At 69.6% G+C, this 21905-nt stretch carries 20 protein-coding genes and 1 pseudogene; 2 read left to right on the top strand and 19 right to left on the bottom strand.

All coding sequences use genetic code 11. From position 1 onward, the window contains the following. Nucleotides 1-10: 10 nt before the first annotated feature. From ACIBLC_RS20245 to proS, 13 genes and pseudogenes are all read right to left on the bottom strand, one after another. Nucleotides 11-319, bottom strand: coding sequence for a DUF2469 domain-containing protein (locus tag ACIBLC_RS20245; RefSeq protein ID WP_003965949.1), 309 nt, complete (start codon nt 317-319; stop codon nt 11-13). 55 nt (nt 320-374) lie between these two features. Next, nucleotides 375-923 (bottom strand): NUDIX hydrolase, encoded by a 549-nt coding sequence (locus tag ACIBLC_RS20240; protein ID WP_399212514.1) that lies wholly within the window; start codon nt 921-923, stop codon nt 375-377. Nucleotide 924: 1 nt separating this feature from the next. Beyond that, nucleotides 925-1695: a signal peptidase I gene (gene lepB, locus ACIBLC_RS20235; protein WP_399212381.1), complete on the bottom strand. Its 771-nt coding sequence runs from the start codon at nt 1693-1695 to the stop codon at nt 925-927. Between the two features lie 270 nt (nt 1696-1965). Continuing rightward, entirely contained in the window at nt 1966-2904 is a 939-nt protein-coding gene (gene lepB, locus ACIBLC_RS20230; protein ID WP_399212380.1) for a signal peptidase I, read from the bottom strand. Then, a pseudogene (gene lepB, locus ACIBLC_RS20225) lies at nt 2795-3880 on the bottom strand (signal peptidase I); the annotation flags it as partial. The pseudogene lepB (ACIBLC_RS20225) and the gene lepB (ACIBLC_RS20230), both read right to left, overlap by 110 nt. Next, a complete protein-coding gene (lepB, locus tag ACIBLC_RS20220) occupies nt 3873-4589 on the bottom strand; it encodes a signal peptidase I (protein WP_399212379.1) in 717 nt (238 codons plus the stop codon). The pseudogene lepB (ACIBLC_RS20225) and the gene lepB (ACIBLC_RS20220), both read right to left, overlap by 8 nt. A 92-nt stretch (nt 4590-4681) precedes the next feature. Next, on the bottom strand, nt 4682-5032 hold the full coding sequence (gene rplS / locus ACIBLC_RS20215) for a 50S ribosomal protein L19 (RefSeq protein WP_399212378.1): 351 nt from the start codon (nt 5030-5032) through the stop codon (nt 4682-4684). 132 nt (nt 5033-5164) lie between these two features. Beyond that, nucleotides 5165-5986 (bottom strand): tRNA (guanosine(37)-N1)-methyltransferase TrmD, encoded by an 822-nt coding sequence (gene trmD / locus ACIBLC_RS20210; RefSeq protein ID WP_399212376.1) that lies wholly within the window; start codon nt 5984-5986, stop codon nt 5165-5167. Then, complete coding sequence (gene rimM / locus ACIBLC_RS20205; RefSeq protein ID WP_399212375.1) at nt 5983-6573, bottom strand: ribosome maturation factor RimM; 591 nt, start codon at nt 6571-6573, stop codon at nt 5983-5985. The genes trmD and rimM overlap by 4 nt, the downstream gene beginning before the upstream one ends. 84 nt (nt 6574-6657) lie before the next feature. Further along, complete coding sequence (locus ACIBLC_RS20200; protein ID WP_005479813.1) at nt 6658-6897, bottom strand: RNA-binding protein; 240 nt, start codon at nt 6895-6897, stop codon at nt 6658-6660. Between the two features lie 2 nt (nt 6898-6899). Further along, a complete protein-coding gene (rpsP, locus tag ACIBLC_RS20195) occupies nt 6900-7319 on the bottom strand; it encodes a 30S ribosomal protein S16 (protein WP_399212374.1) in 420 nt (139 codons plus the stop codon). A 320-nt stretch (nt 7320-7639) separates the two neighbouring features. Then, nucleotides 7640-8236, bottom strand: coding sequence for a hypothetical protein (locus ACIBLC_RS20190; RefSeq protein ID WP_383681667.1), 597 nt, complete (start codon nt 8234-8236; stop codon nt 7640-7642). 250 nt (nt 8237-8486) lie between these two features. Further along, complete coding sequence (gene proS / locus ACIBLC_RS20185; RefSeq protein WP_399212373.1) at nt 8487-9902, bottom strand: proline--tRNA ligase; 1416 nt, start codon at nt 9900-9902, stop codon at nt 8487-8489. Between the two features lie 200 nt (nt 9903-10102). Between proS and ACIBLC_RS20180 the strand changes: the two genes are divergently transcribed. After that, on the top strand, nt 10103-10960 hold the full coding sequence (locus ACIBLC_RS20180; RefSeq protein ID WP_399212372.1) for an SAM-dependent methyltransferase: 858 nt from the start codon (nt 10103-10105) through the stop codon (nt 10958-10960). A 13-nt stretch (nt 10961-10973) separates the two neighbouring features. On the opposite strand, the gene ftsH is transcribed toward ACIBLC_RS20180, so the two are convergent. From ftsH to ACIBLC_RS20150, 6 genes are all read right to left on the bottom strand, one after another. Next, nucleotides 10974-12905 (bottom strand): ATP-dependent zinc metalloprotease FtsH, encoded by a 1932-nt coding sequence (gene ftsH / locus ACIBLC_RS20175; protein WP_399212371.1) that lies wholly within the window; start codon nt 12903-12905, stop codon nt 10974-10976. Between the two features lie 132 nt (nt 12906-13037). Further along, on the bottom strand, nt 13038-14588 hold the full coding sequence (gene ffh, locus ACIBLC_RS20170) for a signal recognition particle protein (RefSeq protein ID WP_399212370.1): 1551 nt from the start codon (nt 14586-14588) through the stop codon (nt 13038-13040). Nucleotides 14589-14739: 151 nt separating this feature from the next. Continuing rightward, complete coding sequence (locus tag ACIBLC_RS20165; RefSeq protein WP_399212369.1) at nt 14740-17202, bottom strand: [protein-PII] uridylyltransferase; 2463 nt, start codon at nt 17200-17202, stop codon at nt 14740-14742. Between the two features lie 79 nt (nt 17203-17281). Beyond that, nucleotides 17282-17620 carry a P-II family nitrogen regulator gene (locus ACIBLC_RS20160; RefSeq protein WP_399212368.1) on the bottom strand — a complete coding sequence of 113 codons (339 nt, stop codon included), beginning with the start codon at nt 17618-17620 and terminating at the stop codon, nt 17282-17284. Continuing rightward, nucleotides 17617-18954 (bottom strand): ammonium transporter, encoded by a 1338-nt coding sequence (locus ACIBLC_RS20155; RefSeq protein WP_399212367.1) that lies wholly within the window; start codon nt 18952-18954, stop codon nt 17617-17619. Before ACIBLC_RS20155 ends, ACIBLC_RS20160 begins: the two co-directional genes overlap by 4 nt. Nucleotides 18955-19292: 338 nt before the next feature. Continuing rightward, nucleotides 19293-20762 carry a hypothetical protein gene (locus ACIBLC_RS20150; protein ID WP_399212366.1) on the bottom strand — a complete coding sequence of 490 codons (1470 nt, stop codon included), beginning with the start codon at nt 20760-20762 and terminating at the stop codon, nt 19293-19295. A 447-nt stretch (nt 20763-21209) separates the two neighbouring features. Between ACIBLC_RS20150 and ACIBLC_RS20145 the strand changes: the two genes are divergently transcribed. Continuing rightward, entirely contained in the window at nt 21210-21872 is a 663-nt protein-coding gene (locus tag ACIBLC_RS20145) for a bifunctional DNA primase/polymerase (RefSeq protein ID WP_399212365.1), read from the top strand. Nucleotides 21873-21905: the final 33 nt, after the last annotated feature.

Below are 21905 nucleotides of genomic sequence, written 5' to 3'. Positions count from 1 at the left end.
CCCCGTGTCATCAACCGCCCGGCAGCTCCAGATCGCTCTTGTTCAGCTCCTCGATATTCACGTCCTTGAACGTGAGTACCCTTACCTGCTTCACGAAGCGAGCGGGCCTGTACATGTCCCACACCCAGGCATCCGCCATGGATACCTCGAAAAACACCTCGCCCTGGACCGAGTGCACCTGCATCTCGTAGTCGTTGGTGAGGTAGAAGCGCCGTTCGGTCTCGATCACATATTTGAACAGACCGACGACATCGCGGTACTCCCGATAGAGCTTCAGCTCCATCTCGGTCTCGTACTTCTCGAGGTCCTCGGCGCTCATGGCATGTTCCCCTTCAGCCGTGCGTCCCCTTATTGTGCGCCAGCACCGCGAGCCCTTAGACGATTTCGGTGTCGAGGACCTCGGGCGTGGCCGGGGGACCCTCATCGAGCACCCTGCGCAGCAGCTCGGCGAGTCTGGTCGGATACACCGTCTCATGTGCCTGGTGAAGTTCCTGGCACGTCCACCAACGTGCTCCGGCGACGCTGCGGCGTTCCAGCTCCGTCAGCCCGGCGGCGACCGGCGTCGTCCGAGCCGTGCTGGCCGTACGGGCCAGGTAGTACCACTCGTCCTGGTCCCAGCGGCGTCCGGCAAAGGGAAAGGAACACATCCGCCGCCACAGCACCGGGCCCAGCTCGACCTCGGTGATGCCGGTCTCCTCCGCGAGCTCCCGCAGTGCGGCCTGCTCGCGTGTCTCGTCGCCCTCGAGACCGCCGCCGGGCGTGAACCACCAGTCGTCCGAGGGGTCGTCCGGTTCATGCCCGTGCAGCAGCAGAATCCGGTCGTCGGGGTCGAGCAGCACCACGCGGGCGACCCTGCGCAGGCCGCCTTCGTACTCGTCCGGGGCCGCGGTTCCGGCGTCGTGCGGGCTCCCGTCGTACGACACCTCAGCGGGCACCGGCGAGCTCCGTCCGGGCGCGGTCCCGACGGCCCGCGCGTTTGGCGACCGGACCGTACGCGGCGCCGCCGAGGACGAGCACCGCGCCTCCCACCACCGCGCCGACGATCAGTGGCAGTGGGCCCGGTTCGGAGAGGCTGCCCAGGGTCTCGAAACCCGTCGGCCGGCCGAGCATGCCGTTCATGGGCCAGGCGACGGCATCCACCCGCGCCCGCACGGCGCCGCGCGGCACCGTTCCGCCGGCGGCGTCCGTCAGGTGGGCGGTGGAGTCCAGGGATCCGGCGCGCTCGTCGCCGAGCAGGAAGAGGTTGCCGTCCGGAACCGTGACGGTGGGGATGCCCACGAGCTCGGCCGCCGAGCCCTTGGGGAGATACGGTTCGTCGATCTGCTTCCCGTTGACGGTCAGCTTCCCGTCCGTGCAGCAGGCGACCTTGTCACCGCCGACGGCGACCACGCGCTTGACCATCGGCACGTCGCCCCAGGTGGCCTGCTTGAAGACGACGACATCGCCGCGCCGGACCTGGTCGCCGTCGACGCGTTGCGCCAGCACCCGGTCCCCCGCGTCGATCGTCGGGGTCATCGAACTGGTGGGCACGGTGTACGGCCGGTAGACCACCGCCCCCCAGACGAAGCCGCCGAGGAACAGCACAAAGCCCAGTGCCACAGCTATCCCGGACAGTACCTCTCCGGTCCGGCCGCCCGCCGGGGTGTTGCGTGTGCCGCCGCGCGCGGCCGTACTTGTCGAGCTCTCGCCACCCATGGATCCGCACCCTACCCGGGGGTACGGGCGGAGGTCAGCCCATGCATCGGTTCACACACACCGACACCACCGACTCCTCACCGCACCGCGAGACGCCCGTATGACGGAAGACGCCAGTACCGCGAGACGCCGGTACGACCGAAGGGGCCAGTACCCCAAGACACCCATGCCGCCGAAGGGGCCAGGCCCCCGAGCCGCCCGGACAACCGAAGAGGCCGGTGCGCCCGGACGAATCCGCGCGCACCGGCCCCATGAGGACGCTTCGAGGAGTTACTCGGACGCCTCGCGCCGACGCCGCCGCACCAGGACCAGCGGCACAGCTCCTACGAGTGCCACGGCACCCGGCGAAGTGACCGCGGCCGCCGCCTTGTTGTCGAGGCCCGACTGGTCGAAGGTGTCCGGAACCGGGAGGGTGCCCCAGCGGTTGATGGGCCACGCCTTCACGATGGCGCGCCCGACGACCTCGTCCACCGGGACCATGCCGTGGTTCTTGTCCGTCTGGTTGTACCGCGAGTCACGCGAGTTCTGGCGGTGGTCGCCCATCACCCAGATGTCGCCGCTGGGAACGGTGACCTTGAACTGGCCACCCTCCTCGTCGACACTGCACGGCGTGTTCCCGGGGTACACGTAAGGCTCGTTCAACGCCTTGCCGTTGACCTTCAGGGGTCCGGTGCCCTTGCACTCGATGGTGTCGCCGCCGACTCCGACGACCCGCTTGATGAGGTCCTTCTCCTCGGCGGACGGCATGAGGCCGATCCAACTGAGAACCGTCTGAAGGGCGTTCGGGTCGGCCGCGGGCTCGCCGGCCAGCCAGGCGTCGGGATCGTGGAAGACGACCACCTCACCGCGCTCCGGCTCGGAACCGAACCACGGGGTCAGCTTGTCGACGAGGACACGGTCACCCTGCTGGAGGGTGTTCTGCATCGAGTCCGAGGGGATCGAGAACGCCTGCACCAGGAACGTCTTGATGAGCAGCGCGAGCACCAGGGCGATGCCGATCAGGATCGGCAGCTCCTTCCAGAAGGAGCGCTGCTTCGGCTTGCCCGGCTGGTCGTCCTGGACCGCGCTCTCCTGCTCCGCGCTGCCGTCCACGGAGCCGCTCTCGGAGATTTCGGCGTCTACAGCTGGGGCAGCCGAGTCGTCGGGCCGCTCCGGGCGCCCTTCGGGACCTTCGTGTCCGGACCGTGCGCCGACCGCCACATCCCCCACATCCACTCCTCACTCCGTGCCGCAGCCCGCGCCGGATTCGCCGCAGGCCCACCACTCCCATAACGAGCGGGAGTTCCGCAGGGCTCGGGAGCGGGATCAATCCTTCTGAATCCGCAGGGGCCACCCTATGCGACGTGAACAGAGCGGAGGTCGCCCCTCCAGGCGCGGCGGCCACCGAGGAGTAGGTCCCCGGCTCCTCCAGGCGAGTCCAGTTCCCGATGGGCCAGGCGATGATCATGGCCCGGCCGACGACGGAGTCCTCGGAGACGGTGCCGCTGAACTTGTCGGTGCGGTGGTAGCGGGAGTCGGCGGAGTTGGACCGGTGATCGCCCATGACGAAGAGGCGGCCCGTCGGCACCTTCACCTGGAACGCGAAGTCGGAGGGCTTGTCACCGGCGAGGATGTACGGCTCGCTCAGCGGCGTTCCGTTGACGGTCACCCGGCCTTGCGCGTCACAGCACTTGACCGTGTCCCCGCCGACCGCGACGACCCGCTTGATGAGGTCCTTCTCGTTGTCGGACGGCAGTAGGCCGATGAAGGTGAGCCCCTGCTTGACCTGCTTGACCACGATGGGGTCGTCCCCCTTCTTGGTCTCCTCCTCCGTGAGCCAGCCACCCGGGTCCTGGAACACCACGACATCACCGCGCTGCGGCTTGGAGCCGAACCACGGGGTGAACTTGTCGACCAGGACACGGTCGCCGATCTGGATCGTGTTCTCCATGGAGCCCGAGGGGATCACGAACGCCTGGACGAGGAAGGTCTTCAGGACCAGGGCTATGAGCACCGCGACGCCGACGAGGAGGGGTATCTCCTTGACCGACGAACGCCGCCTGCGCCGCTTGATCTTGCGGGCGAGCTTGCGCCGCTCGACACGACTGGGACGGGCCGCGCCGCCGGACGCGCGCCGGCTTCCGGTGGGCAGCAGGTTGTCGGCGGGATGGCTGGAGACTCCGCGCGGTCTCCCGCGGTTACCCATGGGCACCGTCCGCGGCGGGCACGCGCGCGTAGGCACCCGGGCGCGTCAGCCGGGTCCAGTGGTCGGAGGGCCAGGCGATCCAGTCCGCTCTGCCGATGACCTCGCCGACGGGGATCATGCCGCCACCGGGAGACCCCAGGTGGTCCCGGGAATCGCTGGAGTCGCCGCGGTGGTCGCCGAGGAGAAAGAGGGTGCCGTCGGGCACGACGACGTCGAAGGGCACCTCGGACGGGCTGTCCCCCGGGCGCAGAAACGTCGACTCGTCGACCGAGCGGCCGTTCACCTCGAGTCTCCCCTCCTTGTCGCAGCAGACCACGTGGTCTCCCCCCACACCGACAACGCGCTTGATGTAGTCGGCGTTTCCGAAGTACCCGGTTCCGTCGAACACCACGACGTCACCCCGCTGCGGCACAGCACCGAAACGGTACGCCAACTTATTTACGAGAACGCGGTCCCCGATCCTCAATCCGGGCTCCATGGAGCCGCTGGGAATCTGGAAGGGCTGCATCACGAAGGTGCTGACAAAGAGCAGAAAGAGCAGGCAGACCAGCGCTGTGAGGGTGATCCGCCCGCCCGGAAGCCAGTCGGCGGCACGGGCCGCCAAAGCGAAACGCGACCGTCCCTCCCGTCCCCCTGTGTCCGAGATCTCCTCGGACTCGGAAGGGCGGGAGGAGCGGTCGCGCTCCGTTTGCCGTGCTTCGGTGTTCATCGGAGCCAGATGTTATCCGGCCCCCGCATGACACCTTCTTACCGACTTCATACCTGGCTGGGTCGCCCGCGGCTCGCCGCGGTCGCGCGAGCTCAGTTGTCGCGCTTCTCCTTGATCTTCGCGGCCTTGCCGCGCAGCTCGCGCAGGTAGTAGAGCTTGGCGCGACGCACGTCACCACGGGTGACGAGCTCGATCTTCTCGACGATCGGGGTGTGCACCGGGAAGGTGCGCTCGACGCCCACGGAGAAGGAGACCTTGCGGACCGAGAAGGTCTCGCGGACACCCGAGCCCTGGCGGCGGATGACTACGCCCTTGAACTGCTGCACACGGGAGCGGTTGCCCTCGATGACGCGGACGTGGACGTTGACGGTGTCACCCGGGCGGAAGGCCGGGACGTCGCTGCGCAGCGACGCGTTGTCGACGGAGTCGAGCAGGTGGGTCATTTCGTCTGCTTTCTTCGCTGATGCCACAGGTCATCAACGGAAGTCGTTTCCAAAGAAGGTGCTGTCTCCGTCGGGGCGGGCGTCGTGTCCCCCTGTGGCAGGGGCGCACGCCGGACGACGCACAACAGCCCCCTATTGTTCCACGGCCTCCGGCCTGCGCCAAAATCGACCGTCGGGCCCGGGCGCCCAGCCCAGGATCGAGAGCATCTCGCGGTCCTTCTTGTCGAAGGCCGAGGGATCGCAGCGCTCGATGAGATCGGGCCGGTTCTCCGTCGTACGCCGCAGCGCCTCGTCCCGGCGCCAGCGGGCGATCTTCCCGTGGTGCCCGCTGATGAGCACCCCGGGGATCTCCCGGCCGCGCCACTGGGGCGGCTTGGTGTAGATGGGCCCCTCCAGGAGGTCGGCCATGGCCCCGGGCGCGAAGGAGTCGTCCCGGTGCGACTCGGCGTTGCCGAGGACACCCGGCAGCAGCCGCGCCACGGCCTCCGTGACGACGAGTACGGCCGCCTCGCCGCCGGCCAGGACGTAGTCCCCGATGGACACCTCGTAGACGGGCATCCGGGTCGCGTACTCGTCGATGACCCGGCGGTCGATGCCCTCGTAGCGGGCGGGGGTGAAGACCAGCCAGGGCCGCTCGGAGAGCTCGACGGCGAGCTCCTGGGTGAAGGGGCGTCCGCTGGGCGTGGGCACGACCAGTACGGGCCCGTGGGAGCCGCTCTCGTAGCCGTCCGCGAGCGCCGAGTCCAGGGCGTCGCCCCACGGCTCGGTCTTCATGACCATGCCGGGACCGCCGCCGTAAGGGGTGTCGTCGACCGTGTTGTGGCGGTCGTACGTCCACTCCCGAAGATCATGCACGTGCACATTCAGCTGTCCACGCGCGCGTGCCTTGCCGACGAGCGAGACGTTCAGGGGTTCCAGGTACTCGGGGAAGATCGTGACGACGTCGAGCCTCATCCGTTCTCGTCCCTCGCCGGGGCACCGTCTCCTCCGGCGGCCGCTGCACCGTCGGCGGCTTCCTCTTCGTCCTCGGCCTGGTCGTCGATGAGCCCCGGCGGCGGATCGATGACCGCCCGCTGCTCGTCCAGGTCGATCTCGGTGACGATCGCCTCGACGAACGGGATCAGCACCTCGGTCCCGTCCGGCCGCTCGACCACGAAGAGGTCCTGGGACGGCAGGTGCGAGATCTCGGTGATCCGCCCGATCTCGGTGCCGTCGACCGTGACGACGTCCAGGTCCATCAGCTGGTGGTCGTAGTACTCGTCCGGATCCTCGGGCTTGTCGTCCGGGTCGATCTCGGCGATGAGCAGGGTGTTGCGCAGCGCCTCGGCGGCGGTCCGGTCACGGACACCCTCGAAACGCAGCAGGAGACGGCCGCTGTGGACACGGCCCGTCTCGATGGTCAGAGGTCCGGCGGAGACCGGTTCGGTGAGCAGGACTGCGCCGGGCCCGAGCCTGAGTTCCGGCTCGTCCGTACGTACCTCCACGGTGACCTCGCCCTTGATGCCATGGGCACGGCCGACTCGAGCGACTACCAGCTGCACTGTGCTTGATCTCCTGTCGGTACGACTACGGGCCGGGGACGGCCCAGTAGGCCCTCCCCGGCCCGAGCCGGTGCTGCTTGTACGTCAGCGGACGTGATCCACGTCGACGAGGTCGACGCGGACACCGCGGCCGCCGATGGCACCCACGACGGTACGCAGGGCACGCGCGGTGCGGCCGTTGCGGCCGATCACCTTACCGAGGTCGTCGGGGTGTACCCGAACCTCGAGAACGCGCCCACGGCGCAGATCGCGCGAGGCGACCTGCACATCGTCGGGATTGTCGACAATGCCCTTCACGAGGTGCTCGAGAGCCTCCTCGAGCATGCTCAGGCCTCGGTCGACGCGGACTCGGCGGAAGCCTCGTCCTTCTTCTCAGCCTTCTTCTTCTGGGTGATGGCCTCACCCTTGCCCTCGGTCTCGCCACCGAGAGCCTCGAACAGCGGGCGCGCGGCCTTCGGCTCGGCCACGAGCAGCGGAGCCGGGGCGGGAAGGCCCTTGTGCTTCTGCCAGTCGCCGGTCAGCTTGAGGATGGCGAGAACCGGCTCGGTCGGCTGCGCGCCGACACCCAGCCAGTACTGCGCACGCTCGGTGTCGACCTCGATGCGCGAGGGGTTCTGTACCGGGTGGTACAGGCCGATCTCCTCAATGGCCCGACCATCACGGCGGGTACGGGAGTCGGCGACGACGATGCGGTAGTGAGGCGAACGGATCTTGCCCAGACGCTTCAGCTTGATCTTGACTGCCACGGAAGTGGTGTCTCCTGGTCTTGACGTGGTTGGGCACGGCGAGATTGCCGCGTGGGGTTGCGGTACCCGAGTGCCCGATGGACGCGTCAGCCGGAGGAGAGAGGGGTCCTATGCGACTGTCGAGTACAGCGAACCATTCTGCCACACCCTGACGTGCGGCCGAACCTCGGTGACTCCCCTGCCCGGATACGACGGCTCCCGGAGCCCGGACGAGCCGGCCTCGACTGTGATTTCCGGCATCCACGAGATGCCGCCGCTCACCGCCGAGACCCACTCGAGCCGACCGGGTCCCCGCGACCCGGTACCTACGGGATGCCGGCTCAGCCCGCCGCCGCGCCGACCACCTCGGGAATCCGGAACGGTTTGCCACACCCCCCGCACACGATCGGTGCCTGCGCGAGCACCGACGGAACGACCCGTACGTTGCGGCCGCAGTCGCACACCGCCTTCACGCGCACGCCCCCTCCGGAGGAGCCGTGCCGGGCGGCCGGACCACGGAAGCTGCGCGCCGTGTCCGCGGCGGTCGCGACGGTGTGGGCCTTGAGGGAACGCTGCAACCGCTCGATGGTCGGGCGGTAGCGCCTCTTCGCCTCGGGGTTGAGCGTGACCAGCGAGAAGCCGCTGCTGGGATGCGGCTCCTCGGGATGGTCCAGGCCCAACTCCTCGGCGATCGCGAGGAATCTGCGGTTGTGGTATCGGCCGGCGCGCGAGGTGTCGCGGACTCCGCGTGCGGCGGCGATGCCATGGACTGCCTCATGAAGCAGTCGTTCGAAGGAGAGCTCGTGTCCGCAGGCGGACGACGACTCTCCGATCAGGGACTCTGGCGCGGCTAGATCGGGCAGCTCGGTGTGGTGCCGCTGAATATCGGCCCACGCCTCTGCCAGCTCTGCGGCGAGAACAGGTGGTGTCGTGCTCACGTAATGACAACGAGCCTGAGTGCCCCAGTGTTCCTATTCCGGGGCATCCCAAATAATTTGCACGTACCCGTCAGTTGCCACTGATGCGTCCGGACGAGGGCGGGTGCGCTGATCTGCGGAGAAGCCTCACAGTTCATGCCTAGCCGGTACGTAGACACCCGTACGCCCCTGCGCGTAGACGAGATCCGCGCTACGGGTCAACTGCGGTCATCAGATGCGCAAGAGGCGTTTCGGTCGCGCTTGGGCGAACCTAGTACGCGCGGGCCACGACAGCGACGTTACCGGGTGAATCGTCGGAGTCGGGCACCGACCCGTCCGCGGCGATCAGACACCGTACGGTCACCGCGTGCTCGGCCAGTCGGGCCTCGCCCTCTTCGCCGAGGTCGGCCCACGGAATCCGCGCCCAGCCGCCGGCCACGGCCGCCTCGACGGCCTCCTCGACCGTCGACACCTCCGCCGTCCTGGACTCACGCCGGGTGCGCGACTGCTCGAGGAGCAGGGCCTGGTCCTCCTCCAGGAGGGCGGGGAGCAGGCCGGCGAGGGCGTCGATCGCGACCGGCTCCTTGCCGCCACGGATACGACGGACCAGCATCGCGGTGCCGTTCTCCAGGTCACGGGGGCCGACCTCGATACGTACGGGCACGCCCTTGAGTTCCCAGTCGACGGCGCGCCGCCCGAAAGGCGTGTCCGTGCGGTCGTCGACCTGCACCCGTACACCCGCCGCCTTCAACCGAGCGCCGATTTCGCGGACCTTGGCCAGAACCGCGTCATCACCCTTGATCGCGAGGACGACGGCCTGCACGGAGGCCAGCCGGGGCGGCACCCGCAACCCGTTGTCATCACCGTGCGACATGATCAGGCCACCCAGCATGCGGGTCGAGGACCCCCAGGAGGTCTGCCAGACGAGCTCCTGCTTCCCGTCCGCGGACAGGTACTGGGTGTGGAAGGCCTTCGCGAAGTTCTGCCCGAGCTCGTGACTGGTGCCCATCTGCAGGGCCTTGCCGTCGCCCATCATCGCCTCGAGCGTGAGGGTGTTGATGGCTCCCGCGAACCGCTCGCTCGCCGTCTTGCGGCCGAGTACGACGTCGATCCCGAGGACGTTGACCATGAAGTCGGCGTACACCTTCTCGTGGATGTGCGCGGCGTAGTCCCGGGCGTCCTCGAACGTGGCGTGGGCGGTGTGCCCCTCCTGCCACAGGAACTCCGTCGTACGCAGGAACACCCGCGGGCGCATCTCCCAGCGGACCACGTTCGCCCACTGGTTGATCAACAGCGGCAGATCGCGGTAGCTCTGCACCCACTTGGAGAAGTATTCGTTGATGATCGTCTCGGAGGTGGGGCGGACGACGATCGGCTCCTCCAGCTCCTTGCCGCCGCCGTGCGTGACGACCGCGAGCTCCGGGGCGAAACCCTCGACGTGCTCGGCCTCCCTCGTCAGGTAGGACTGCGGGATGAAGAGCGGGAAGTACGCGTTCTGGGCACCCGCTTCCTTGATCCGGGCGTCCATCTCCTGCTGCATCCGCTCCCACAGCCCGTACCCGTACGGCCGGATGACCATGGTGCCGCGCACCGGACCGTTGTCGGCCAGCTCGGCCTTGTTGATCAGATCCTGGTACCAGCGCGGGAAGTCGTCCGCCTGGGGTGTGAGAACAGGTGCCTTGGCCATGGCGCGATGGTACGGGCACACGTTGCCGGGATGTGAATTCTTACCGAGTGCACACCCCGCGCACAAACCGGGCGCCGCAAACCCTGGACGACACGTCGGGCGCGGAGTTACCTGGCTTACGGGGGAAGTGCGACGCACTGCTACGGGGGCCCAGGGGAACGAGGCACAGCGGCAACTCTCGGCGGATTGGGGCGCTTTCGATGACACCTACGCTCGTGCGGCAGCACCTACCTCACGCGGGGGCAGTACCCCGGGTGGACCCGTGTGCACGCGCGCGTGACTGGTCCGAGATCCAGGAGCGGATGCTTGTGCCGCTCCACGAGGCCGTCTACGAACGACTCGAAGTGAGCGCCGGAACACGGCTCCTCGGTCTGCGCTGCGGCTCCGGGCTCGCCCTCCTGATGGCGGCCTCCCGGGGCGCCGCGGTAACCGGGGTCGACTCCAGGTCGCCCGAACGGGTGGCGCTCGCCCGGGAGCGGTTACTGCCACGGACGTTCGGCACGCGCGCGCGTGCCGACACCCGGCTCGTCGACGGCACCCCCGAGGACGTGGCCGAATCGACGGCACCCGCGTTCAACCTCGTCACCGCGTTCGAACCCATCGGATGCGTGGCCGGCGACTCCGAAGGGCTCACCGAACTCCTGGACTCCGCGACACCGCTCGTCGAGCGGGGAACGCCCGTGGTGCTCGCCGGCTGGGGTCCGCCGGAGCGCTGCGCCACCTCGTCCGTGCTGCGGGTCGCCACCAAGCCGGCCGATCCGCCGCGCAGGGCGGCCCGTTGGCGGCCGGCCCGTCGTGACGACCTGGAGGAGGTCGCCGAGCGCGCCGGGCTCAGGCCGGACGGGTCGGGGCGGGTCGCCTGTCCGTTCGGGTACGCCGACGTGGACAGCGCTGTGCGGGGGTTGCTGTCGACCGGTCTGTTCGACGCGGCGGTCGGCGCCACGGACGCGAACCAGGTCGACAAGGAGCTCCGGGAAGCACTGCACCCGCATCAGCGGCACGATGGAACGGTGTGGATGCCGAACGTCTTCCGGTACCTGATCGCCCGCACGAACTGAGGACCGGGCCCGGCTACGCCTCCTTCGCCAGACGCGTGATCCCCGCGATCCGGTACGCGTCCGCCTCCTCCAGGGTCTCGTTGGCGAGCAGCGCCTCGGCGAGGGCGTCCAACTGCCCCCGGTGGTCGCGGAGTTTCCCGCACGCCTCCTCGTAGCACCCGTCGACGATGCGCCGCATCTCGTGGTCGATCGAGTCGAGGGTGGCGGGGGCCGCGGCGAGGCCGTAGGCCTGCTGGACGTCGTTCGGGAGGGCGGAGAGGCGGCCGACCCGTTCGCTCATTCCCCAGCGGGCGACCATGCCGCGCGCGAGGTTCGTGACCTGCTCCAGGTCGTTCTCCGACCCCGTGGTGACGACCCCGTAGACGACGTGTTCGGCGGCCATGCCTCCCAGGGCGCCGATGATGCGACCGCGCAGGTACTCCTCCGTGTACGCGTACCGGTCCGCGTCCGGGGTGGACAGCGTGACACCCAGGGCGCGGCCGCGCGGCACGATGGTGATCTTGCGGACCGGGTCGGCGCCCGGCTGGAGCATGCCGAGGAGGGCGTGGCCGCTCTCGTGATAGGCGGTGCGGCGGCGTTCCTCGTCGGGCATCACCAGGGGGCGTTCGGCGCCCAGTTGGACCTTTTCGAGCGCTTCGGAGAGGTCCGCCTGCGTGACCTGGTCCTGCTTGCGCTTGACCGCGAGGAGTGCGGCCTCGTTGGCGAGGTTGGCCAGATCGGCACCGGTCATGCCCGGCGTCGAACGGGCCATCCGGACCAGATCCACGTCCGGGGCCAGCGGAATCCCGCGGGTGTGGATCTCCAGGATCGCCGCGCGGCCGGCGCGGTCGGGCGGCGAGACGTTGACGACACGGTCGAAGCGGCCGGGCCGGGTGAGCGCCGGGTCCAGGATGTCCGCGCGGTTCGTCGCCGCGATGACGATCACGCCCTCCGCGCCCGAGAAGCCGTCCATCTCGGTGAGGATCTGGTTCAGGGTCTGCTCGCGCTCGTCGTGGCCGCCCATTCCGGAGCCGCCGGCCCGTGCCCGCCCGATCGTGTCGATCTCGTCGATGAAGATGATGGAGGGGGCCACCTTGCGGGCCTCCGCGAACAGCTCCCGGACCCGGGAGGCGCCCACACCCACGATCATCTCGATGAACTCCGACGCCGAGGCCGAGAAGAACGGCACGCCCGCCTCCCCCGCGACCGCCCGCGCCAGCAGCGTCTTGCCGGTACCGGGAGGACCGGCGAGCAGCACGCCACGGGGCATCCTGGCGCCCATCTTCCGGTACTCGTCGGGGTTCTTCAGGAAGTCCACGACGTCGTTCAGCTCGCCCTCGACCTCGTCGATCCCGGCCACGTCGGCGAAGGTCGTGCGCTCGGTGCCGGGCTCCAGCTCGACCGGTTTCGGCGGTGCCTTACGGCCGAGCATGCCGCCCGCGCCGCCCATGCCCGCGCTCATCCGCCGGGCGATGAAGATCCACAGGACGACGAGCAGCAGCATCGGCGCGAGCGAGATGAGCAGGTTGGACAGGAAGCTGCGCTGCTGGACCACCGGTTCGGCGGTCACCGTGACGTTGTGCTTCTCCAGGTCCTCCCAGAGCTGGTCGTCGGCGAAGGACGGCCGCTGGGTCTTGAACTTGGTGTACTTCCCGTCGCCCTCCGGGTTGTCCCGGCCGTTCTTGAGCTGGCCCTGGATCGCGTCGCCCTTGGAGTAGATCTTGGTGACGTTGCCGGCGTCGACCTGCTTGCTGAACTCCGTGTACGAGATCGTCGGTTCGTCGCCCTCATTGAAGAAGGACAGCACCAGGTTGGCGATGAGATACACGACGAGGGCGGTGAGGATGAGGCCGCCCCAGCCACCCGGCATCTTCCGCTTGCCGGAGGCCGGCGGTGTCGGTTCCGGCGGAGTGCCTTCGGAACGCCACGGCTTGTCAGCCTTGCGCGGCGGCACAGGGTTGCTCATATCCGGACGTTACGACAGGAAAGAGGCGCCAGCACCCGCAGGGGGCGCCCCGGCGACGCACCGGGGGCGCCCCCCGAACACGAGGGGCGCCCCCGGCACCGTACGAGAAGACAGCCCGTACGCGACGAACCGTCAGCCCATGAACTTCTTGAACTCGTCCGGCAGCTCGAAGTTCTGGCCGCCCTGCTGAGGAAGGCCGGGGGCGCCGCCCGGCTGGCCGCCGGCCTCGCGGCGCGCCGCGGCGTCCGCCTCTTCCTGCTTGCGCTTCATCGGGTTGCCGGAGCGCTGCTTGCCCTTGGCCTGCTTCTGCTTCTTCTTTGCGCGGCCGGGGCCGCCGCCCATGCCCGGCATCCCGGGCATTCCCGGCATGCCGCCGCCCTGGGCCATCCGGGCCATCATCTTGCGGGCCTCGAAGAAGCGCTCGACCAGGCCCTTGACCGCGCTGACGTCGACACCGGAGCCCTTGGCGACACGGGCGCGGCGTGAGCCGTTGATGATCGTCGGCTCCTGGCGCTCGGCCGGGGTCATCGACTTGATGATCGCGGCCATGCGGTCGACATCGCGCTCGTCGATGTTGGCGATCTGGTCCTTGATCTGGCCCATGCCCGGGAGCATGCCGAGCAGCTTGCTGATGCTGCCCATCTTCCGGACCTGTTCCATCTGGGCCAGGAAGTCGTCGAGCGTGAAGTCCTGGCCCTTCTTGGACGCCAGCTTGGAGGCCATCTGCTGGGCCTCTTCTTGGCTGAACGTCTTCTCCGCCTGCTCGATCAGGGTGAGCAGGTCACCCATGTCGAGGATGCGGGAGGCCATCCGGTCCGGGTGGAAGGCGTCGAAGTCGTCGAGCTTCTCGCCGTTCGACGCGAACATGATCGGCTTGCCGGTGACCGACGCGATGGAGAGGGCGGCACCGCCTCGGGCGTCGCCGTCGAGCTTGGAGAGCACCACACCGTCGAAGCCGACGCCGTCGCGGAAGGACTCGGCGGTGTTGACCGCGTCCTGGCCGATCATCGCGTCGACGACGAAGAGGATCTCGTCCGGCGAGACGGCGTCGCGGATGTCCGCGGCCTGCCGCATCAGTTCCTGGTCGATGCCCAGGCGGCCCGCGGTGTCGACGACCACGACGTCGTGGACCTTCGTCTTCGCGAACTCGATGGAGTCCTTGGCGACCTTGACCGGGTCACCGACGCCGTTGCCCGGCTCGGGCGCGTAGACGGCGACGCCCGCGCGCTCGGCGACGACGCTGAGCTGGGTCACGGCGTTGGGGCGCTGGAGGTCGGCGGCGACGAGCAGCGGGGAGTGGCCCTGGTCCTTGAGCCACTTGCCGAGCTTGCCCGCGAGCGTGGTCTTGCCCGCGCCCTGGAGACCCGCCAGCATGATCACGGTGGGCGGGTTCTTGGCGAACCGGAGGCGGCGGGTCTCGCCGCCGAGGATCGTGACGAGTTCCTCGTTCACGATCTTCAGGACCTGCTGGGCCGGGTTCAGCGCCTTGGAGACCTCGGCACCGAGCGCGCGCTCCTTGACGTTCTTGATGAAGGTCCGCACGACCGGCAGGGCGACGTCCGCTTCGAGAAGCGCGATACGGATCTCGCGTGCGGTGGCGTCGATGTCAGCTTCGGACAGCCGGCCCTTGCCCCGCAGGTTCTTGAACGTCGCTGAGAGGCGATCGGAGAGAGTATCGAACACGGCGCTCGTCTGTCCTCAGGGGTCGGGGGCGATGGGAATCGCCCTCCAGGGTATCTGGCCGCGCGCGGAAGGGTCTCCACCGCGTTCGTACGAGCTTGAAGGCACCCCTCGCACCCGGGCGCATCCCTCGATCCTACGACCACGTCCGGAATCACCCCCGGAGCATCTCCTCCAGCCCGCGGGCCACCGAAGCCGCCTCCTCCCCAGGCAGCGGCGAGCCCTTCGCCCCCGTCACGTAGAAGGCGTCCACGGCGTTCGCGCCCAGCGTGGACACATGCATGCTGCGCACCCGTACGTTCGCCTCCTCCAGCGCCCGCCCGATGCGGTGCAGCAGGCCGGGGGCGTCATGGGCGCGGACCTCGATGACCGTGGCATGGCGTGATGCCGCGGGGGCGACGGTCACCCGGGGTGGCGGGGCGATCGTGCCCCGGCGCCTGGGGTAGGCGGCGTCCCGCTCGGCGAGACGGGCCGCGATGTCGAGGGAGCCGTCCAGTGCGCGTACGAGGTCGGCGCGCAGCCGGGCGGCCTGCGGCAGGGAGCCGTACTCGGCGGCGACCCGCCAGTCGAGCAGCAGCACCGAGCCCGCCACGCCGTCGGGCAGGTCGAGGGCGCGCAGTCCGGCCGTGCGGACGGTCAGCCGGTGCATGGCGAGGACGCCCGCGACGGCGGGGAGGACGCCGGGCTGGTCGGGTACGGCGATGAGGAGCTCGACACCCAGCGGCTCCGGGTCCTGCGCCGCGGACGCGGCGACGGCCTCGGTGTCGACCGGCTCGGTCTGGGCGCGCAGCGACAGCACGGGCCCGCCGGTCCGGAACGACTCGATCGCGAGCCGTTCCTGTTCGGCCGTCGGCGCCACGGTCTCGGGCTCCTCGGGGACGTCACCGGCGAACACGGCGGAGACCCTCTTGACCAGGTCGGCGACGAGGGAGGCCCGCCAGGAGGACCAGGCGGCGGGCCCGGTGGCCAGCGCGTCGGCCTCGGTGAGCGCGTGCAGCAGTTCGAGGGTGCCCTGCGAGCCGACTGCCTCGGCGACCGCGCGGACGGTGGCCGGGTCCTCGAGGTCGCGCCGGGTCGCGGTGTCGATGAGGAGCAGATGGTGACGTACGAGGGTGGCGAGCACCGCCACGTCCGCGCGGTCGAAGCCGATCCGGGCGGCCACGTCCCGCGCGATGATCTCGCCCGCCACGGAGTGGTCACCGGGCCAGCCCTTGCCGATGTCGTGCAGCAGGGAGGCGACGAGGAGCAGGTCGGGCCGGCCCACGCGGCGGGCGAGTTCGGAGGCGCGGACGGCCGTCTCGATGAGGTGGCGGTCCACGGTCCAGATGTGTACGGCGTTGCGCTGCGGCCGGCAGCGCACGCGCTCCCAGTCGGGCAGCAGCCTGGTGATCAGACCCTCCGCCTCCAGGGCTTCCCAGACCTCGATGGTCGGGCGGCCCGAGCCGAGGAGGGTGACGAGCTCCTGGCGTGCCTCGGCGGGCCAGGGCGTGGGCAGCGGGCGTACGGCGGCCGCCATGCGCCGTACGGCGTGCAGGGAGAGCGGAAGTCCCGACTGCGCCGCCGCGGCCGCCGCGCGCAGCGGGAGCACCGGGTCGCGCTCGGGCCGCGCGGCGCGTGCGAGCACCACCTCGCCGTCCTGCTCGACCACGCCCTCCGCGAGCGGTGAGCGCTCCGCGGCGGGCTTGGCACCGCCGCCGAGCATGGCGCGCAGGCGCGGACGCACGGCACGGGAACGCAGCACGCGGCCGACCTCGCGCCAGGTCACGTCACTCGCGTACGAGACGACGCGGGCAGCCTCGTACACCTGGCGCAGCAGGGTGTCGGCGTCCAGCAGCCCCAGTTCCGCGGCGACCTGGTCCTGCTCCTGGAGCGCGAGGCGGTCGGTGGCGCGTCCGGTGGCCAGGTGGAGTGCGTCGCGGACGTCCAGGAGGCGCCTGCGTGCGTCGGTGAGGCCCTCGCGGGGCGCGTCAGCCAGCCAGGAGGCGGCGACGGCGCGCAGGGCGGTGGCGTCGCGCAGTCCGCCGCGCGCCTCCTTGAGGTCCGGTTCGAGGAGGTACTGCAGCTCGCCCTGGCGCTCGGCCCGCTCGGCGCACAGCTCCTGGAGTTCGGGGAGACGTTTCGGCGCCTGGTTTCGCCAGTCGGCGAGGACGGCCGTACGCAGTCCGGCGGTGAGGCCGAGATCGCCGGCGATGTGCCGGGCGTCGAGCAGGCCGAGCTGGACCTTGAGGTCCTCGCTCGCGGTCTTGCGGGCCTCGGTGGGCGTACGGACGGAATGGTCGAGGTCCAGACCGAGGTCCCAGACGGGATACCAGATGCGGTCGGCGAGGGCGGCGACCGCGCCGGAGTCGCTGCCGTCGTGCAGGAGGAGCAGGTCGAGGTCGCTGCGCGGGGAGAGCTCGCCTCTGCCGTAGCCGCCGACGGCGACCAGGGAGACACCGCGGGGCGCCTCGCTGCCGGCGTCGAAGAGGCCGGTGAGCCATTCGTCCGTGAGTTCGGCGAGAGCGGTACGGCGCGGCGGCCCGGACTGCGCCTCCCCCTGGAGAAGGCGCAGCCGGGCCGCCGCATAGCCGCTGGGTCCCGAGTCCTCTGCTTCCGTACGTGTGTCCGTACTCGTCACCCAGCGACTCCTGTCTTTCTTTGTCTCTTCGGAGCCCGTCGTCTCCTCAGAGCCCGTCTCTTGCGAGCGCGTCGTTTCTCTAGAGCGCGTCCGGGCCGCGCTCGCCGGTCCTGACCCGGACTGCGGTGTCGACCGGGATCGACCAGACCTTGCCGTCACCGATCTTGCCGGTACGGGCCGCCTTGACGATGACGTCGATCAGGCCCTCGGCGGCTTCGTCCTCGGCCAGCACCTCGACGCGGATCTTGGGAACCAGGTCGACGGTGTACTCGGCACCACGGTAGACCTCGGTGTGTCCCCGCTGCCGACCGTAGCCGCTGGCCTCGGTGACCGTCAGACCATGGACTCCGAAGGCCTGGAGGGCCTCCTTGATCTCGTCGAGCCGGTGAGGCTTCACGACGGCGGTGATGAGCTTCATGCGTCCACCTTCTTGGCCGTGCCCGCAGTGGCGGTCGTCGAGGAAGTAAAGCCCGAGCCACCGCCGGCGCCGCTGAAGTCGTATGCGGTCTCGGCGTGCTCGGCCTGGTCGATGCCCGCGACCTCCTCGTCCTCGCTGACCCGCATCCCGATCGTCTTGTCGATCAGGAAGGCGAGGATCGCGGAGGCGACGAGGGAGTAACCGAGGACGGCGAAGACGCCGGCGCACTGCTTCCAGAACTGGTCGAGGCCGCCGCCGTAGAAGAGGCCCTCGACGTCGGACTGGCCCTTGCCGGAGGCGAAGAAGCCGATGAGCAGGGAGCCGACGACACCGCCGACGAGGTGGACACCGACGACGTCGAGCGAGTCGTCGTAGCCGAACTTGTACTTCAGGCCGACCGCCATGGCGCACAGCACACCGGCGATGGCGCCGACGGCGATCGCGCCGAGCGGGGAGACCGCACCGCCGGACGGGGTGATCGCGACCAGACCGGCGACCGCGCCGGAGGCGGCGCCCAGCGTGGTGAACGCGCCGTGGCGGATCTTCTCGTAGGCGAGCCAGGCGAGCATGGCGGCGGCGGTGGCGATCTGCGTGTTGAGGAACATCAGCGCGCCGACACCGTCGTCGTTGCCGAGCCAGGAGCCCGCGTTGAATCCGAACCAGCCGAACCACAGCAGACCGGCGCCGAGCATCACCAGCGGGAGGCTGTGCGGGCGCATCGGGTCCTTCTTGAAGCCGACCCGCTTGCCGATGACGAGGATCACGCCGAGCGCGGCCGCACCGGCGTTGATGTGGACCGCCGTACCGCCCGCGAAGTCGATCACGCCGAGGTCGAAGGCCCAGCCGCCGGTGCCCCACACCCAGTGCGCGACCGGGAAGTACACGACCGTGACCCACAGGGTGACGAAGAGGCACCAGGACACGAACTTCACGCGGTCCGCGAGCGCACCGCTTATGAGGGCGGGCGTGATGATCGCGAACATCAGCTGGAAGACGGCGAAGACGTAGATCGGGATCGTGTACCCGTCCCAGAGGTCCGTGCTGCCGATGCCGCTGAATCCGACGTAGTCGGAGGTCCAGCCGATCAGCGAGCCCTTGTCGGTGCCGAAGGCGAGGGAGAAGCCGTACAGCACCCACAGGATGGTGACGATCCCGATGCTGATGAAGCTCATCATCAGCATGTTCAAGGTGCTCTTGACCCGGACCATGCCTCCGTAGAAGAAGGCCAGGCCGGGTGTCATGATCAGCACCAGGGCGGAACAGATGAGCATGAACCCTGTGTTGGCGGCAGACAGCGTGGGTGCATCTGCGGCAAGGGTGATGGCTGGTGCCATCGGCGTCTCCTCGTCGGTTGGTACGGCCCCGTGCGGGCGAAGCCTGAAGTGGGCGTGAGGGGTGGGCCGGTTATGCGCCATGACATTGGCGCAGCGCGGTTTCGGTCGGCACCCCTCGATGTTTCGCCGCAGTGACGAAGGCACCTCGTGTGTTACGCCTCGATGAACTGCCTGAGACCGCGCGGAGCGATCGTTATCGTGGCGCAACCTTCCCCGGACGGAGACAGGCCGGCCGCGACGGGCCGTCCGATGACCTGGCACGGGGGAGCCGAGTCGGGCTGTTCGGGACGGCCGGCCGCGGCCGGGGTACTGGGACGGGACCGCTCGCGCGGCCTCTGTCAGACCGCCTCGGCGGTCTCGGGCAGGTCGACGGCGAGCTGGGCGGTGAGGTCGACGACCTCGGCGAGGTCCCCGAAGTCCCGGGCCGCCGTGTCGACCGTCTTTCGGATACGAGTGTTGACGCGCTCCGAGCGCACTTTCCTGGCGTACGACATGGCTTCCGTGGCGCGGACCGCGCTCTTCTCGGGCTCCCGCTGGAGGAGGTGCACGGTGGCCATGCCGATCAGGTTCAGTGCGTACGAACGCTGGTGTTCGGAGTCCTCGGCGAAGAGGTCGACGGCCTGCTGCATCAGGGGCTCGGCCATGGACGCGTAGGTGGGGCTGCGCCCGGCGACATAGGCGAGGTCGCGGTAGGAGTGGGAGTTCTCGCCGTACAGCTCGGCCTTGGAGAAGAAGCGGATCCAGTCGGGGTCCGGGTCGTCCCATTCGTGCACGTCGGCGAAGGTGTCCTCGGCCATCCGGACGGCGCGCTTGCACTTCCCGGGCTGGCCCATGTTGGCGTACGAGCGGGCCTCCATCGCATACAGCATGGACTGGGTGCGCGGGCTCGCGCAGTCGCGGCTTCCGTACTGCGCGAGGTGGATGAGTTCCAGCGCGTCGTCGGGCCGGCCCAGGTGGATCATCTGGCGGCTCATGCTGGACAGGACGTACGAGCCGAGGGGTTTGTCACCCGCCTCCTTGGCGGCGTGCAGGGCGAGGACGAAGTACTTCTGCGCGGTGGGCTGGAGCCCGACGTCGTAGCTCATCCAGCCCGCGAGCTCGGCCAGTTCCGCGGCGACCTTGAACAGGCGCCTGTTCGTCTCGGCGGGCTGGGATTCCTGGAGGAGGTCCGTCACCTCGTGCAGCTGCCCGACGACCGCCTTGCGGCGCAGTCCGCCGCCGCACTGGGCGTCCCACTGCCGGAACATCACGGTGGTGGACTCCAGGAGGTCCAGCTCCGGCGTGGAGAGCCGGCCGCGGCGCACCGAGGTGGTGGGCTCGGGCTCCGCACGCGGCGTGGCGGGCGACGGCACGAGCCAGCGCTGCATGGGTTCGATGAGGGCCGGTCCCGCCGCGAGGGCGAGCGAGCTGCCGAGGAAGCCGCGCCGCGCCAGCATCAGGTCGCTGCGGGAGTACTCGCTGATCAGCGCGACGGTCTGCGGGCCCGTCCAGGGCAGGTCGACGCCGGACACGGAAGGTGACTGGTGGGCGGCGCGCAGTCCGAGGTCCTCGACGGCGACGACACAGCCGAACCGCTCGGAGAACAGCTCGGAGAGGATCCGCGGGATCGGCTCGCGCGGGTTCTCCCCGTCCAGCCAGCGACGCACCCGTGAGGTGTCCGTGGAGATGTGGTTGGCCCCCAACTGGCGGGCCCTGCGGTTTACTTGCCGTGCGAGTTCGCCCTTGGACCAGCCGCTGCGCACGAACCATGAGCCGAGCAGCTCATTGGGGCGCTTGTCAGCGTTCGTCCCTCCGCCGTTGCCGCCCACTGGAACGCCCCCATCCCTGAGACCACTTGTACGCCGCGTGCGCCAAGCCCTATCAGAATGCCGGTAAATACGGCTGCCCGTCCGGTAGTTCTCACCCTTCGAACGGGAAGCCGACTTGCCCTTGGCATACCCACGAGTGCACACGTCCCCAGGACTCGTGTACTCAAAGTAATCCTACGATCACCCCTCCGGCCATGGCGATCGCGGAAACGCCACCATTCGCCACCCCTTCGAATGAACTCCGTATCGTCCACGCGCGATTCACTTGACACGGCATGGCTGGGAGTGGGCGGAGCGATGTACGCCGGGGCGCGTGACGCCTAGTGCACTACCCGGAGCACTACTTAGCGCCGCCTGGACCGGGCGGCACCGGGGAAGTCGGGAACACAGGGTCACGTTCCGATTCCAGCACGTAACCACCGGTGGATCGGACCCGTTGGAGGGGGCATGGGCTTCACGATCGGCAGCAGTCGGGGGACGAGAGAACTCCGGCCCGGCTCACGGCGCCGCGGCCGTTTGTCGGAGTGCACGGCGGTGGCGGAGTTCACCGGCCTGTGGGGATGGGACGTGGTCCCGGGTGCCCGGGCCGCCGCGGGGGCGTGCTCCTGCGGCAGGGCCGACTGTCCGGCACCGGGCGCGCATCCGCTGGACTTCGCGCCGTCGATCCCGGCCGGCGCCACCCTCGACGAAGTGACCGAGGCCTGGGCCGACTTCCCGGGTGCCGCCATGATGCTGCCGGTCGGCCGCGCGTTCGACGTGATCGAGGTCGCCGAGGCCGCCGGGCGCCGGGCGCTCCTCCGGCTCGAACGGATGGGGCTCCCCCTCGGACCGGTGACGGCGACCTCCGACGGCCGCGCACACTTCTTCGTGGCCCCCGGCTCCGCGCCCGAACTGCCCCAGCTGCTCTACCGGATGGGCTGGGACGACGCCTCCCTCGACCTGCACGGCCTCGGCACCGGCGCGCACATCACCGCCCCGCCCTCCGACCGCGCCGGCCTCGGCCCGGTCCGCTGGCTGCGCTCCCCCGACCTGGACTCGGCGACCAAGCCGCCCCAGGCGCGGCTGCTGCTCGGGACACTGGCGTACGTGGCACACCGGTCGCGCGCGTAACCGTCCACACCGTGGGCTCAGCCGCGCTCGCCA

Source organism: Streptomyces sp. NPDC050535 (assembly GCF_044457665.1).
Taxonomy (GTDB): domain Bacteria; phylum Actinomycetota; class Actinomycetes; order Streptomycetales; family Streptomycetaceae; genus Streptomyces.
This window is presented reverse-complemented; position numbering and strand designations above follow the sequence as displayed.